Genomic DNA, 13,346 nt, shown 5'->3' with positions numbered 1-13,346 from the left:
CAGGCGGTCAGCGCAGGTTCGGAATGCCGCCCGGCAGCCTGTCCTTGTCCACCACGCCCGCGCGCAGGCTGCGCCCGATGCGATGCGCCAGCGCCGACCACGCAGCGGCCTGCTCGGGCCGCAACGCGTCCGCCAGCGTCGCATCGAAGAGCCGCAGCCACGGGTCGAACATGCCCGGCCGCACATTGCCCGCGCGCATATGGGCCGCCATCGGGCTGCCATCATAGCCACGTTCCAGCAAGATCGCATTGGCCCAGAACCGGGCGATCTTTTCCTCGTGCGCGGGCCAGTCCGTGACATGGGCGGCAAAGACCGGCCCCAAGGTCGGATGCGCCCGGACCCCGGCGTAAAACCGGGCCACGACGCGCTCGATTTCCGGGCGGGTGATGTCAAATCTGGCGAGGGACGGGATGCTCATGCACGGGATATGGGGACAGGCCGACCACAGGTCCAGAGGCCATCTGGTCGCGCGGGCTGCGTTTGCGACCGCCACAGCCCGCGCGCCTAAACCATAGAAATCTTACCGAATTGTGAATAACTTCCGCGTGGACGCAAAAACTTGTGGATAGTGCTGCCGCGCCACGGAATCCCGTCTCGACTCCCCAAGTTTATCCTTTACAGACTCCGGTATTGGCTCCACCATATCTGGTATGGGGTCGGGCCTGCCCCGGCGACCCATAGTCAGACACCCAGCTTCTAGTGGGTCGATTGGGTTCCTTGAACCAAGCGATTCCGAAGCTGCCATAACCATAAGAGGCCTGGGCAATGTCGCTATCCGAGCAATACTTTGAGGTCGACGACCTCCATCCCATCGACATCGTGGAAACGCTGGCGACGCATCATGAATGGGATTTCGACCGCGTCGCCGATGACCAGATCGCCATGGCGATCGAAGGCCAGTGGCGGACCTATTCCATCACCCTTGCGTGGTCGTCCCACGACGAGACCCTGCGCATGATCTGCACTTTCGACATGGAGCCGCCCGAAGAGGCGATGCCAGCCCTCTACGAGACGCTGAACCTTGCCAATGACAAGTGTTGGGCGGGGGCGTTCAGCTATTGGCATGCACAGCGGCTGATGGTTTACCGCTACGGGCTGGTTCTGGCGGGGGAACAGATGGCCACGCCGGAACAGATCGTCTGCATGGTCGAAACCGCCGTGTTGGCCGCCGAGCGCTACTATCCGGCGTTCCAACTGGCCTGCTGGTCGGACAAGACGCCGGTGCAGGCGATGCAGGTCGCCATTGCAGAGAGCTACGGGCGCGCCTAACCTTTCCGGCGAATGACGCGAATGCGGGGGGGCGTCCCCGCGTTCCAACGCCGGGAGAGACGATGACTTTTGACGATATCTCGCGCCGTGGGCTGGTGTTGCTGGGCTGTGGCAAGATGGGACAGGCGATGCTGGAGGGCTGGCTGGCCGGGGGGCTGCCGCCAAGCTCGGTCTGGGTGATCGACCCGCATCCCTCGGATTGGGTCAAGGCGCAGGGGCTGCATCTGAACGCAGACCTGCCCGCAGAGCCTGCCGTGGCCCTTATCGCCGTCAAACCGCAATATATGGAGGCGGCGTTGCCGCAATTGCTGCCCCTTGGCGGCGGTGGCACGCTGTTCGTATCGGTCGCGGCGGGCACCTCGATTGCTTATTACGAGTCGGTTCTGGGCACGGGCACCCGCGTCGTGCGGGCGATGCCCAACACGCCCGCCGCCATCGGCAAGGGCATCACCGCGATCATCGGCAACAGCGCCGCGACCGAGGCCGACGCCGATCTGGCCGAAGCGCTCTTGTCAGCCGTGGGGCAGGTGGTGCGCCTGTCGGATGAAGACCAGATCGACGCAGTGACGGGCGTTTCCGGCTCTGGCCCGGCCTATGTCTTTTACATGATCGACGCGATGGCGGCGGCTGCGCGGGCCGAGGGATTGCCCGACGAGATGGCGATGCAGCTGGCCAAGGCCACCGTGGCAGGGGCAGGCGCGCTGGCGGAAACGGCCAGCGAGACGCCGGAACAATTGCGGATCAACGTGACCTCGCCGAATGGCACCACGCAGGCCGGACTGGGCGTGCTGATGGACGAGACCGACGGCCTTGCGCCGCTGATCCGCGCCACCGTGGGCGCGGCGGCGGGCCGGGCGCGGGAGTTGAAGGGATGAGCGACGAGATCAGCTTCGACGATTTCCTGAAGGTCGATATCCGGGTCGGCGAGGTCGTGCGCGCCGAACCCTTCCCCGAGGCGCGCAAGCCCGCTATCAAGCTGTGGGTGGATTTCGGAGGCGATCTGGGTGTCAAGAAAAGCTCGGCCCAGATCACCGCGCATTACGATCCCGAGACCCTGATCGGAAAACAGGTGATGGCGGTGGTGAATTTTCCCGCCCGCCAGATCGGGCCGATGCGGTCCGAAATTCTTGTGCTGGGCCTGCCGGATGACAGCGGAGAGATCGTGTTGATCGGCCCCGATCAACAGGTGCCCGTTGGCGGGAGGATGCATTGAAACTGCTGATTTCGCGTCGGCTGCCGGACAGCGTGATGGCCGCAGCCGAGGCCCGGTTCGAGGTGACCTGCCGGGCGACGACCCAGCCGATGGATCATGACGAATGCGTTGCGGCACTGGCAGAGTATGACGTGGTCCTGCCGACGCTTGGCGATGCCTTCCGCGAGGCAGCCTTTGCCGCCGCGGGACAGCCGCGCGTCCGGCTGCTGGCGAATTTCGGTGTGGGCTACAACCATATCGACGTGGACGCGGCCAAGGCATGTGGCGTCCGGGTCACCAACACGCCCGGCGCGGTGACCGACGCCACGGCGGATATCGCCATGACGCTGATGCTGATGACCGCGCGTCGCGCGGGCGAGGGCGAGCGATTGGTGCGCGAGTCCGGCTGGAAAGGCTGGCACCCGGTGCAGATGCTGGGGATGCACGTGACCGGCAAACGGCTTGGCGTGATCGGCATGGGCCGGATCGGGCAGGCGATTGCCCGGCGCTGTCATTTCGGCTTTGGCATGTCCGTGGCCTACGCGGCGCGCAGCGACAAGGACATGGAGTTTCCCGCCGAGCGCATGGAATTGCCCGCGCTGATGGGGGCCTGCGACGTGGTGGTGCTGGCGGTCCCCGCCAGCCCCGAGACCCACCATCTGGTCGGCGCGGCAGAGCTTGCGGCGATGCAGCCGCACGCGATCCTGATCAATATCGCACGCGGGGACGTGGTGGATGAAGCGGCGTTGATCGCGGCGCTGGAGGCCGGGCAGATCGCCGGGGCGGGCTTGGATGTCTACGAGTTCGAGCCGGAGGTGCCGCAAGCGCTGCGGGCCTTGGAAAACGTGACCCTGCTGCCGCATCTGGGCACTGCCGCGCTGGAGGTGCGGGAGGATATGGGGCGGATGGCGTTGGACAACGTCATCGCCTTTGCCGAGGGGCGCCCGGTGCCGAACCCGGTCTGACGGGCCCTTTGCGGTGTCGCCACCTTTGGCGGCGATCCACCGGGGCCAGCCCCGTCGTCCGTTGGGCGAGACCCAATGGCGCCCAAGGGACGCCCCCCCGGGGGGTATTCGAACAAGGAAGAAGGGCAGGGCGCACGGGCACTTGGTCCCGAGCGCGCATTGGTTTGCCCGGGGGATGCCGTGTCTCGATTTTGGCGTAATGCGGGGGCGGTGGGCCGGTGGGCCGTGGCGATCCCGCATGGGGAGAGGGCGGCGCCGCCCAGGAGTGGGCGCGCGGCAGTGGTCGTTTGCGAAAGCCTTCGGGAGCCGCCCTGTCCTGCACCCTCATCGGGTGGTCTCGGGACAGACGGCAGACCGGAGCCACGCGTGGGAATCGGTATACCTGCGGGGCAGCATGGCAGGCGCGGGTTAAGACGGGGTTAAAGCGCTGTGCGAAAGAGTGGATACCGGATTTTCACGAAGAACGGTGCGAAAACAAAGGTCTCTACGGAATCGGACGAGGCAGCGTAGACGCTGGATGCTGCAAGGGCGTGGCGAATTGACGGGCGTCAGCCCGGCGCGCCATCTCCGACCGCTTGCCGGAAATGGCGGCGGCAGAGCGAGACGTAGCGGTCATTGCCGCCCACCTCGATCTGGGCGCCTTCGCGCACGGCCTCGCCGTTTTCATCGACGCGGATCACCATCGTGGCCTTTTTTCCGCAATGGCAGATGGTGCGCACTTCGCGCATCTCGTCGGCCAGCGCGAGGAGAGCGGCGGAGCCGGGGAAGAGCTCTCCTCGGAAATCGACGCGCAGACCGTAGCACATGACCGGCACGCCCAGATCGTCAACCACGCGGGCCAGTTGCCAGACCTGTTCTCGGGTCATCCACTGGGCCTCATCCACCAGCACGCAGGCGCAGGGGCCTTGCGCCAGCCGCGCCTCGATCCGGGCGAAGAGATCGTCGGATTGGGTGTAGGTGTCGGCCTCGGCCTCGATCCCGATGCGGCTTCCGATCTTGCCCATACCCGCCCGGTCATCGAAATTCGCGGTCAGCAGGTAGGTCTGCATACCGCGTTCGATGTAGTTGTAGGACGCTTGCAGGAGCAGGGTCGATTTTCCCGCGTTCATGGTGGAGTAATTGAAATAGAGCTTGGCCATGGAAACGGGATTTGCCCCAAGCGGGGCGCCGGTGCAAGCGTGACCTGAGGAGGAGAGCCGATGTCCGATGCCCCCGTATACGAGATCGACCCGACCGGGTTCTGGGCCGATCCCTACCCGGACCTGAAGCGGATGCGGGCCGAGGCGCCGATTGCCTATGTGCCGCAGCTGGGGGCCACGCTGATCACCCGGCGCGACGACATTTTCCGCGAGGAAAAGCGGGTCGAGGTGTTTTCCTCGGACCAGCCCGAGGGCCTGATGACGGTGCTGATGGGGCAGAACATGATGCGCAAGGACGGGGCGGATCATGCGGCAGAGCGCAAGGCGGTGTTTCCGACGGTCTCGCCCAAGACGGTGCGCGACGTCTGGACGGCGCAGTTCCGGGCGCGCACGGGCGACGTGCTGGAGCGGATCGCGCCCAAGGGGGCCTGTGATCTGGTCAAGGATTTCGCGCTGCCGGTCGCGGGCGAGGCGCTGAAGGCGATCAGCGGGCTGAGCAACATGAGCTATCAGGAAATGGACCGCGTCAGCCAGGGGATGATCGACGGCTGTGCCAATTACGCGGGCGATGCGGGGGTCGAGGCGCATTGCCATGACTGCACCGCTTCGATCGACGCCCATATCGACGCGCGGATGCCCGCGTTGCGCGCCGCGCCCGATCATTCGCTGTTGTCGGTGCAGATGCAGGCAGGGCTGCCGGAGCGCCAGATCCGGGCGAATGTGAAGCTGGCGATTTCCGGGGGCCAGAACGAGCCGCGAGATGCGATTGCGGGCACGGCCTGGGCGCTGCTGACGCATCCGGACCAGTTGGAGATGGTGCGGGCTGGCGAGGCGACGTGGCTGCAGGCCTTCGAGGAATATGCGCGCTGGATGTCGCCCATCGGCATGTCGCCGCGCCGGGTGGCCCAGAGGGACGTGGTAAACGGGGTGACCTTTGCCCCCGACGACCGGGTGTTCCTGATGTTCGGCTCTGGCAATCGGGACGAGGCGGTGTTTGCGCGGCCTGACGCGTTTGACCTGACGCAGGATGTGAGCGCGTCGCTCGCGTTTGGCGCGGGGCCGCATTTCTGTGCCGGGGCATGGGCGTCGCGGGCGTTGATCGGCGAGGTGGCGCTGCCGATGCTGTTCGAGCGCCTTGGGGGGCTGCGGCTCGACCCGGCGGAGGGCACCCGGTTTGGCGGCTGGGCGTTCCGTGGGCCACTGGCGATGCCGGTGGCGTGGGCGATTTGACGGCAGGGGCCGGCTGGCGCAGGATATGAGCGACACCCAGCCACAAGGAGCCCCCCGATGAGCCTGAGCGCAGATATCACCCGCCATCCCAACATGTCCCATTGGCAAGAGCGGGTGGAAATGGCCGCCGCGTTCCGCTGGACGGCCCGGCTGAACATGCACGAAGCAGTGGCCAACCATTTCAGCCTTGCGGTGAACGAAGATGGCACGCGGTTCCTGATGAACCCGAACCAGCGGCATTTCGCGCGGATCAAGGCGTCGGACCTGCTGTTGCTGGATGCCAATGACACGGCGACGATGGACCAGCCCGACGCACCCGATCCGACGGCATGGGGCCTGCATGGCTCGATCCACCGGCGGGTGCCGCACGCGCGCTGCGTGATGCATGTGCATTCGATCCACGCCACTGTGCTGGCGTGCCTTGCCGACAGCACCTTGCCGCCGATCGACCAGAACACCGCGACCTTTTACGAGCGTTACGTGGTCGACAGCCATTTCGGCGGGTTGGCCTTCGAGGAAGAGGGCGAACGCTGCGCGTCGCAGCTGACCGACCCGAAGAAGAAGGTGATGATCATGGGCAATCATGGCGTGCTGGTGCTGGGTGACAGCGTCGCCGACACGTTCAACCGGATGTTCTATTTCGAGCGCGCCGCCGAGACCTATATTCGCGCGTTGCAAACCGGGCAGCCGCTGCGGGTGCTGAGCCACGAGGTCGCCGCCAAGACCGCCGAGGAGTTGGACGGCTACCCCGATCAGGCGGAGCGGCATTTGTCGGAACTGATGGCGATCCTCGATGCGGAAGGGTCAGATTACGCGGCCTGACCGGAACGCAGCCAAGGGCAGGACGCGGGATGTGAATCCCATGGGCCGTTGCCCGGTGGACGTTGTGCAAGTCGGCAAGCCCTGCGCCACGCACACTTGGCGCGGGCCGTCAAACCGGGTAAGTCTGGCGCTTGTAGGCAGGACGGGCTTTTTTGTATGGATGCAGAGCACAAGTTCCTGATCGAGCAGATCGCGCAGGGCGACAAGCAGGCCTTGGCGGCGCTCTATCGGGCGTTGGAGCGCCCGGTCTACAAGTTTATCGTGTCCAGATTGAACGATCCCTTCGAGGCGAACGACATACTCCATGACGTGTTCATGGATGTCTGGCGGTCCGCCGGGCGCTTTGAAGGGAGATCTAAAGTGCAAACCTGGATATTTGGCATAGCCTACAGAAAAAGCATCGACGCGATGCGCCGCCGGGGCCGGACAGACCTGACGGATGAGACCCCCGATCTGGCCGATGACGGCCCCGATCAGGAAACCTGCCTTGCGGCGGGCGAAGAAGCCGCGCATGTGCGCCACTGCCTTGAGACGCTCAAGGATGACCACCGGTCGGCCATTACACTCGCGTTCTTTCAGGACATGACCTATGGCGAGATTGCCGAGGTGTCCGGCGTGCCCGAGGGCACGATCAAGACCCGCATCTTTCACGCCAAGAAATTGTTGATGCGCTGCCTGTCGGGCCGCGTGGAAAGGGGGGTGGCGTGACCTCTGAAACGATTCATGAATTGCTGGTGTTCCATGCCAATGGCACGCTGGACGAAACGGAACGCGCCACGGTCGAGGCGGCGCTGGCTGACGATGCCGCGTTGCGGGCGGAATTGGAGACGCTGCGTGCGATCCGGGCCACCATGCAGGCCGACGAGGTGCAAAGCCCCGGCGCGTTTGGCCTGGCCCGGCTGATGCGCGATGTCGAGGCCGAGGGCCGCGTCGCGCCCGCCGCCCCGGCAGAGACGCCGTCGAACGTGGTCTCGATCACCCGACTGCGCCTCTGGCAGGTCGCCGCCGCCGTGGTGCTGGCCGCCGGCCTTGGCTGGAACCTTGTGCAGATGCCGCTTGGTCCGACCGCGACCGCCCCGCAAATGGCCGATCCCTTGGCAGAACAGGCCCCGGCAGGGTATTCTCTGGCGGGCGGCGATTCCGATGCGATGTTCACGGTGGCCTTTGCCTCCGACGCGACCGAGGCCGAAATCCGGTCGCTTCTGGTGGGGGCCGGGGTCGAGATCGTCAGCGGCCCTTCGGCGCTGGGCCTTTATGGGCTGAGCGTGCTGGAGGGCGAAGACGCAGACACCGCCCGCGCGGCGCTGGCGTCTGCCGAGATCGTCGATGACCTGCAGTAGGCGTTGGAAGGGACCGGTTGTGATGGGACGTTTGTTTGGCTGCCTTCTGGTACTGTGCCTTGTCAGCGTAACGGGGCATGGCGCGATGGCACAGACCATTACCGAACCTGCCGTTGGCTGCGAGACGCAATGCGGCGGGCCCATCAACGGCATCGGCAATCACGACGCGGATAACGACGACAACGGACAACCGGCCATCCCGGCGCCGACCGCTGCCTATCTTGCCAATGGGCGCCCCGAATTCGTGACCTCGGGACCGATCGAAGAGTTCGAAGCGGTCAATGCGCTGCTGTCCTCGCTCGGGGCGCAGGTCTATCGCTATCGCGACTTGCCGGTGCTTGGCATCCGCGTGGCGGTGTTCGATTTGCAGGGCGCGGACCTGACACAGGTTCGGGCCGCCTTGGCGCAGGCCGGTCTGGACACGGTGATCGGGCGGCACAGCCTTTATGACCTGTCGCAAGGGCGCGCCCGGCTCTACGCGGCGCAGATGATCGGTGACGGTGCCCCCGGCGCGTGCCGGGTTGGGCCACGGCACGCAATCGGGTTGATCGACGGGCCGGTCGATGCCACCCATCCGGCGCTGGCCGGGGCCGAGGTGGTGTCGCGCAGTTTCCTGGCGCAGGATGAACGGCCGCCCAGGGGCGCGCATGGCACCGCCGTCGCCGCGCTTTTGGTGGGGGATGACCCCGAGGGGGCGTTGCGTGGCTTTGCGGCCGGGGCCGATCTTTACGCTGCGTCGGCCTTTACCGATGCCAGTGGCAATCCGGTCGCCGATATCGACCGGATTGCCACTGGCATTGAATGGCTGCTGGAGCAGGGCGTGCGGCTGATCAACATGTCCTTCGCCGGACCGCAAAATGAAGCGCTGGCCAATGTGCTGGACCGTGCCGCCGCGAACGGTGCGGTGATGGTGGCCGCTGCGGGCAATGACGGGCAAGACCGCGCCGCGTATCCGGCGGCACATCCGGCGGTGATTGCGGTGACGGCGGTCGATGCGTCGTTCCGGCGCTACCGCGATGCCAATTATGGCGACCATATCGAGTTCGCCGCGCCCGGCGTGGACCTTTATGTCGCCTCCAACCGGGGCGGCAGCTATGCGTCGGGCACGTCCTATGCCGCGCCCATCGTGACGGCGCTGGCCGCGCGTCTTGGGGCCGGTGGCGGGCTGAGCACCGATGCCCTGCGCGCCCGCCTGCGCGGCACGGCGGTGGATCTGGGGCCAGACGGGTTCGATGACCACTTTGGCTGGGGCCTGGTGCGCGGCGGGTGTTGACGCCGTTTGCGGCGTCTCGCCGGAGCGTCATCGCCCCAAAGGCGGGGATCTCCCGATTTCGGGGGTTCACAGTATGACTGGAGACGGCAGTGGTCCCCGCTTTCGCGGGGACAACAGGCCAGCGCGAGGTAACGGTAAAGCGCGGCGGTGACGGTTTGGCCTTCGGTCGGGTTTCTTTGAACCATCCCGCCGGGCCGGGCGACATACCAATATCAAAGCCATTGATCCAGATCCCCGGAAGGACCGCAGCCATGACCCGCCTGCTCTTCGCCACAGACCCCGCTGCCCGCCATGCCCGCAAGGGCGGCCACAGTTCCGAGATCCGAAGCCACGATGCGCGCCGCGCCGATTGTGTCGCGGACGCGCCGTGCGCCCGCGTTACTCGCGCCCGTCTGAGCAATTTTCGCCGTGCCATCCACGGCTGACCGCATCGGCGCGGGCGGCCGCCGCTCCCTTGCCGCCCTGTCTTCCTGTCCCACCGGTTGTGTCGCCCTCTCTTGACCACCGGCCCCTGTCCCGGCCCCGCCTGCCCCGGCGCGGGCCGGTTTTTTCGTTGGCTGACGGGCCGCCGCCCATGGCCGACAGGAAACCGCAAATAAACGCAAAAAACTTTGAACCCGAAGGGGTGGCTTCACGACCTACCAACGTAACGCGCCAATACCGGCGCCACGCATGAGGGAGTTTCGGACATGTCACGAATGATCCAGTCCATTGTGACGTTTTTGTCTGTCACCTTGTCCAACGCTTCCTCCTCTTTTGCCTTGGATTTCTGGCAACCGCTGCCCGCCTGTTATGGCCGGGTGATCAGCGGCGATGACGAAACCCTTTTCCATCACCAAAGCCTTGCCGTTCACATTCATGCGGCATCTCTTCGGCACTGACCTTCCCCGTCCCTCTCTGTTCGGTGCCCTGATGCCCGGTCCTTCGCCCAGGGCCGGGCATCCTCTTTCCTGACCTGTCAAGATGGGGCGCGCGGTGTTGCGCATCGTGCAACGGCGGGCGCGTGGGGCTTTGCGGCGGCGCGCGGCAGGCGTATCACTCGGCCCATGACACGATGGTTTCCCCCCGATCTGCCAAGCGTTCTGCTGACCCTTGCCCTTGGCGGGGCCGGGGCCGCGACGGCCATGGCCCTGCATATTCCCGCCCCGTTTCTGACCGGCCCGGCGGCGGTGGTGTCTTTTGCCAGCGTCTTTGGCCTGTCAACACGCATTCCTCTGGGGCTGCGGGATCTGTGTTTTTTGGTCATCGGCCTGTCGATGGGCACCGGAATCAACCCTGAAATCCTGTCAGCGGCGGCGGCGTGGCCGATGAGCCTTGTGGCGCTGGCGGCGGCGCTGGTCTTCATCTTCCTTGGCGGCGCCGAGGCGTTGCAGCGCTGGCTGGGGCTGGACCGGATCACCGCGCGGCTGGCGGCCTCGCCGGGGCATCTGAGCTATATCCTGTCGCTGTCCACCGAAACACGGGCCGACGTTGCGCTGCTGGCGGTGGTTCAATCGTTGCGGGTGCTGACGCTGACCCTGCTGGTGCCGTTGGTTGTGGCGCTGGTCACCAACGCTGATCTGAGCATGTCCTCGCGCCCCGGCACGCCGATGGACCTGTTGCCCCTGGCCGGGCTGGCGGTGGTGTCGGCGGGGCTTGGCTTGGTTTTCAAGCGGTTGAAGCTGCCGGCGGCCTTCCTGATGGGCGGGCTGGTGTTGTCGGCGGTCTCGCACGGGACCGGGGTGCTGGCGGGGATCGTGCCGGTCTGGCTGGCGGTTCCGAGCTTCGTGATCATGGGCACGCTTATCGGCACCCGGTTTTCCGGGGTCACGTGGTCGATGATCGTGCGCGCCTTGGCGGCGGCGCTGATCCTGACCGGGTTCGCGCTGGTGGCGACGGTGGCGGCGGCGGTGGTGATGCACTGGGCCTTGGGAATTCCGCTGACCAGCCTGCTGATCGCCTATGCACCGGGGGGGTTGGAAACCATGGCCGCGATTTCGGTGATGCTGGATGCCGACCCGGCCTTTGTCGCCTTTCACCACGCGTTCCGCGTTTTGATGCTGACCTTCCTCGTGCCCGCCTTCCTTCCCAGAACAGAGCCGCAGACATGACGGCCCCAAAGCCGCTGACGGGCATTCGCGTGCTGGACCTGACCAACGTGCTGGCCGGTCCCTTCGCCTGCCATCAACTGGCCCATATGGGCGCCGAGGTGATCAAGGTCGAGGCACCGGGGCGGGGCGATCTGGCGCGGCAGTTGGGGGCCGACCCGGAGTTGAACAAGCGCAATATGGGCGTGTCTTTCCTGGCGCAGAACGCGGGCAAGAAATCGGTTGCACTGAACTTGAAGCATCCGCGCGGCCAGGAGATTCTGAAGGCACTGGTGCGCGGGGCCGATGTGCTGGTGGAAAATTTTCGCCCCGGCGTGATGGATCGGCTGGGGCTGGGGCCTGCGGTGCTGCGGGCCGAGAACCCCCGGCTGATCTACTGCGCGATTTCGGGCTTCGGGCAGGACGGGCCGTGGGTGGATCGGCCCGCCTATGACCAGATCGTGCAGGGCCTTTCGGGCGTTATGTCGATCACCGGCGATGCCGACAGCGCGCCGCTGCGCGTGGGCTACCCGATTGCCGACACCATCGGCGGGCTGACGGCGGCGATGGCGATTGCCTCGGCGCTGAACGCGCCGGAACGCGGCTGCGTCATCGACGTGTCGATGCTGGAGGCGGTGCTGGCCACCATGGGGTGGGCGGTGTCGAACTACCTGATCGCAGGGGTGGAGCCGGGGGCACATGGCAACGAGAACACCACCTCGGCCCCTTCGGGTGCGTTTCAGTGCAAGGGCGGACTGGTGAACATCGCCGCCAACAAGGATGAGCAATGGAAGATACTGGCGCGGCATCTGGGGTTGGCGGCGCTGCTGGACGACCCCGAATTTGCCACGCGCGAGGATCGGAAACGCAACCGCTTTGCGCTGCGCACTCTGATCGAGGCGCGGCTGGCTGACAAAGCCCCGCAGGACTGGGCGCGCGAGTTGAACGCGCTCGGCGTCCCAGCGGGCGCGGTGATGAGTGTGCCCGAGGTGTTGGCGCATCCCCAGGTGGCGGATCGCGGGTTGGTCGCAGCGTTCGAGGATGTGCCGGGGATCGACCGCCCGGTGCGGGTGCTGCGCCCCGGCGTGAAACTGGACGGGGCCGCGCCTGCGGTTGACGCGGGGCCGCCCGTGCTTGGGGCCGATGCGGCAGGGGTTCTGGGCGAGATCGGGATTGGGGCAGAGGAACTGGCGGCTCTGGCCGAGGAGGGGGTGATATGAGCGACGTATCGGATTGGTGGCGCACCGCGATCATCGACATGGAGCCGGGGCGGATCGCGCTGCGCGGCCATGAAATCCAGGACCTGATCGGGCAGGTGAGCTTTCCGCAGATGATCTGGCTGATGCTGCGCGGCGACCTGCCGAGCGACGGGCAGGCGCGGCTGTTGGAGGCGGCGCTGGTCGCGGCAGTGGATCACGGGCCGCAGGCGCCCTCGATTGCGGCGGGCCGGATGGCGGTGACGTGCGGGTTGCCTTTGAACGGCGCGCTGGCGAGCGCGGTCAACATGCTCGACGACGTGCATGGCGGCGCGGGCGAGCAGGCGGTGGCGCTTTACAGCCGGATTGACGCGGCGGGGCTGGCGGCGTTGCCGCAGGTCGTGGCCGATTGGCGCGAGGAACGGGGAAAATACGTTCCGGGCTTCGGCCACCGGTTCCACAATCCGGTCGATCCGCGTGCGCCTGCCTTGATGGCTGAGGTTGCCAAGGCGGTCGAGGCCGGGGTTTGCGACGGGCGGTTCGCCGAGATCGGGCAGGCGTTGGAGGCGCATCTGGCCGAGGTCTCGGGTCGGGCACTGCCGATGAATATCGACGGCGCGACGGCGGTGATCTATGCCGAACTGGGCTTTCCCGCACCACTGGCGCGCGGGCTGTTCCTGTTATCGCGATCAGTCGGCATCCTCGCCCATGCGTGGGAGCAGATGGAGCAGGGCGGGCGCAACAAGGGGCCGACGCCGCCGCACTATCGCTGGACATATACCGGCAAGTAGGAGCGCGGAGCGGCCCGGTTCACCCCCCACTTGCGCGGGGGCCTCACCCGTGCCGCGTTGCCA

16 protein-coding genes are annotated in these 13,346 nt (G+C 66.3%); 14 read left to right on the top strand and 2 right to left on the bottom strand.

Annotated elements, in window-relative coordinates; genetic code table 11:
• Window positions 1-7: 7 nt before the first annotated feature.
• Window positions 8-418, bottom strand: coding sequence for a group III truncated hemoglobin (locus tag BKY27_RS00370; protein ID WP_071672436.1), 411 nt, complete (start codon window positions 416-418; stop codon window positions 8-10).
• Window positions 419-765: 347 nt separating this feature from the next.
• On the opposite strand from BKY27_RS00370, the gene BKY27_RS00365 reads away from it, so the two are divergent.
• The 4 genes from BKY27_RS00365 (at window position 766) to BKY27_RS00350 (ending at window position 3,426) form a co-directional block, all read left to right on the top strand.
• Complete coding sequence (locus BKY27_RS00365; RefSeq protein ID WP_071672435.1) at window positions 766-1,269, top strand: type III secretion system chaperone family protein; 504 nt, start codon at window positions 766-768, stop codon at window positions 1,267-1,269.
• A gap of 62 nt (window positions 1,270-1,331) precedes the next feature.
• On the top strand, window positions 1,332-2,144 hold the full coding sequence (gene proC, locus BKY27_RS00360; protein WP_071672434.1) for a pyrroline-5-carboxylate reductase: 813 nt from the start codon (window positions 1,332-1,334) through the stop codon (window positions 2,142-2,144).
• Complete coding sequence (locus tag BKY27_RS00355) at window positions 2,141-2,482, top strand: tRNA-binding protein (protein ID WP_071672433.1); 342 nt, start codon at window positions 2,141-2,143, stop codon at window positions 2,480-2,482. Before proC ends, BKY27_RS00355 begins: the two co-directional genes overlap by 4 nt.
• A complete protein-coding gene (locus BKY27_RS00350; protein WP_071672432.1) occupies window positions 2,479-3,426 on the top strand; it encodes a 2-hydroxyacid dehydrogenase in 948 nt (315 codons plus the stop codon). The genes BKY27_RS00355 and BKY27_RS00350 overlap by 4 nt, the downstream gene beginning before the upstream one ends.
• A 548-nt stretch (window positions 3,427-3,974) precedes the next feature.
• Here the strand turns inward: BKY27_RS00350 and BKY27_RS00345 are convergent.
• Window positions 3,975-4,565 (bottom strand): thymidine kinase, encoded by a 591-nt coding sequence (locus tag BKY27_RS00345; RefSeq protein WP_071672431.1) that lies wholly within the window; start codon window positions 4,563-4,565, stop codon window positions 3,975-3,977.
• A 60-nt stretch (window positions 4,566-4,625) separates the two neighbouring features.
• On the opposite strand from BKY27_RS00345, the gene BKY27_RS00340 reads away from it, so the two are divergent.
• The 10 genes from BKY27_RS00340 (at window position 4,626) to BKY27_RS00300 (ending at window position 13,283) form a co-directional block, all read left to right on the top strand.
• Window positions 4,626-5,795 (top strand): cytochrome P450, encoded by a 1,170-nt coding sequence (locus BKY27_RS00340; protein WP_071672430.1) that lies wholly within the window; start codon window positions 4,626-4,628, stop codon window positions 5,793-5,795.
• A 57-nt stretch (window positions 5,796-5,852) separates the two neighbouring features.
• The gene (locus tag BKY27_RS00335; protein WP_071672429.1) at window positions 5,853-6,617 is read left to right on the top strand and encodes a class II aldolase and adducin N-terminal domain-containing protein; all 765 of its coding nucleotides are present in this window, start codon (window positions 5,853-5,855) and stop codon (window positions 6,615-6,617) included.
• A 156-nt stretch (window positions 6,618-6,773) separates the two neighbouring features.
• A complete protein-coding gene (locus tag BKY27_RS00330) occupies window positions 6,774-7,325 on the top strand; it encodes an RNA polymerase sigma factor (RefSeq protein ID WP_071672428.1) in 552 nt (183 codons plus the stop codon).
• Window positions 7,322-7,957, top strand: a complete 636-nt coding sequence (locus BKY27_RS00325) for a hypothetical protein (RefSeq protein WP_071672427.1) — start codon at window positions 7,322-7,324, stop codon at window positions 7,955-7,957. The genes BKY27_RS00330 and BKY27_RS00325 overlap by 4 nt, the downstream gene beginning before the upstream one ends.
• A 22-nt stretch (window positions 7,958-7,979) precedes the next feature.
• On the top strand, window positions 7,980-9,230 hold the full coding sequence (locus BKY27_RS00320) for a S8 family serine peptidase (RefSeq protein WP_071672426.1): 1,251 nt from the start codon (window positions 7,980-7,982) through the stop codon (window positions 9,228-9,230).
• A 251-nt stretch (window positions 9,231-9,481) separates the two neighbouring features.
• Window positions 9,482-9,655: a hypothetical protein gene (locus tag BKY27_RS20075; protein WP_158514947.1), complete on the top strand. Its 174-nt coding sequence runs from the start codon at window positions 9,482-9,484 to the stop codon at window positions 9,653-9,655.
• A gap of 264 nt (window positions 9,656-9,919) precedes the next feature.
• A complete protein-coding gene (locus BKY27_RS00315) occupies window positions 9,920-10,111 on the top strand; it encodes a hypothetical protein (protein WP_158514946.1) in 192 nt (63 codons plus the stop codon).
• 165 nt (window positions 10,112-10,276) lie between these two features.
• Complete coding sequence (locus BKY27_RS00310; RefSeq protein ID WP_071672424.1) at window positions 10,277-11,320, top strand: AbrB family transcriptional regulator; 1,044 nt, start codon at window positions 10,277-10,279, stop codon at window positions 11,318-11,320.
• Window positions 11,317-12,516, top strand: coding sequence for a CaiB/BaiF CoA transferase family protein (locus BKY27_RS00305; protein ID WP_071672423.1), 1,200 nt, complete (start codon window positions 11,317-11,319; stop codon window positions 12,514-12,516). The genes BKY27_RS00310 and BKY27_RS00305 overlap by 4 nt, the downstream gene beginning before the upstream one ends.
• On the top strand, window positions 12,513-13,283 hold the full coding sequence (locus BKY27_RS00300; RefSeq protein WP_071672422.1) for a citryl-CoA lyase: 771 nt from the start codon (window positions 12,513-12,515) through the stop codon (window positions 13,281-13,283). Before BKY27_RS00305 ends, BKY27_RS00300 begins: the two co-directional genes overlap by 4 nt.
• Window positions 13,284-13,346: the final 63 nt, after the last annotated feature.

This window comes from Nioella nitratireducens (assembly GCF_001879715.1).
GTDB lineage: Bacteria > Pseudomonadota > Alphaproteobacteria > Rhodobacterales > Rhodobacteraceae > Nioella > Nioella nitratireducens.
This window is presented reverse-complemented; position numbering and strand designations above follow the sequence as displayed.

Excerpts from the sequence above, each read along its gene's own strand:
- BKY27_RS00370 (WP_071672436.1), bottom strand. The coding sequence starts at position 418 with ATGAGCATCCCGTCCCTCGCCAGATTTGACATCACCCGCCCGGAAATC.
- BKY27_RS00365 (WP_071672435.1), top strand. The coding sequence starts at position 766 with ATGTCGCTATCCGAGCAATACTTTGAGGTCGACGACCTCCATCCCATC.
- proC (WP_071672434.1), top strand. The coding sequence starts at position 1,332 with ATGACTTTTGACGATATCTCGCGCCGTGGGCTGGTGTTGCTGGGCTGT.
- BKY27_RS00355 (WP_071672433.1), top strand. The coding sequence starts at position 2,141 with ATGAGCGACGAGATCAGCTTCGACGATTTCCTGAAGGTCGATATCCGG.
- BKY27_RS00345 (WP_071672431.1), bottom strand. The coding sequence starts at position 4,565 with ATGGCCAAGCTCTATTTCAATTACTCCACCATGAACGCGGGAAAATCG.
- BKY27_RS00340 (WP_071672430.1), top strand. The coding sequence starts at position 4,626 with ATGTCCGATGCCCCCGTATACGAGATCGACCCGACCGGGTTCTGGGCC.
- BKY27_RS00335 (WP_071672429.1), top strand. The coding sequence starts at position 5,853 with ATGAGCCTGAGCGCAGATATCACCCGCCATCCCAACATGTCCCATTGG.
- BKY27_RS00330 (WP_071672428.1), top strand. The coding sequence starts at position 6,774 with ATGGATGCAGAGCACAAGTTCCTGATCGAGCAGATCGCGCAGGGCGAC.
- BKY27_RS00320 (WP_071672426.1), top strand. The coding sequence starts at position 7,980 with ATGGGACGTTTGTTTGGCTGCCTTCTGGTACTGTGCCTTGTCAGCGTA.
- BKY27_RS20075 (WP_158514947.1), top strand. The coding sequence starts at position 9,482 with ATGACCCGCCTGCTCTTCGCCACAGACCCCGCTGCCCGCCATGCCCGC.
- BKY27_RS00315 (WP_158514946.1), top strand. The coding sequence starts at position 9,920 with ATGTCACGAATGATCCAGTCCATTGTGACGTTTTTGTCTGTCACCTTG.
- BKY27_RS00310 (WP_071672424.1), top strand. The coding sequence starts at position 10,277 with ATGACACGATGGTTTCCCCCCGATCTGCCAAGCGTTCTGCTGACCCTT.
- BKY27_RS00305 (WP_071672423.1), top strand. The coding sequence starts at position 11,317 with ATGACGGCCCCAAAGCCGCTGACGGGCATTCGCGTGCTGGACCTGACC.
- BKY27_RS00300 (WP_071672422.1), top strand. The coding sequence starts at position 12,513 with ATGAGCGACGTATCGGATTGGTGGCGCACCGCGATCATCGACATGGAG.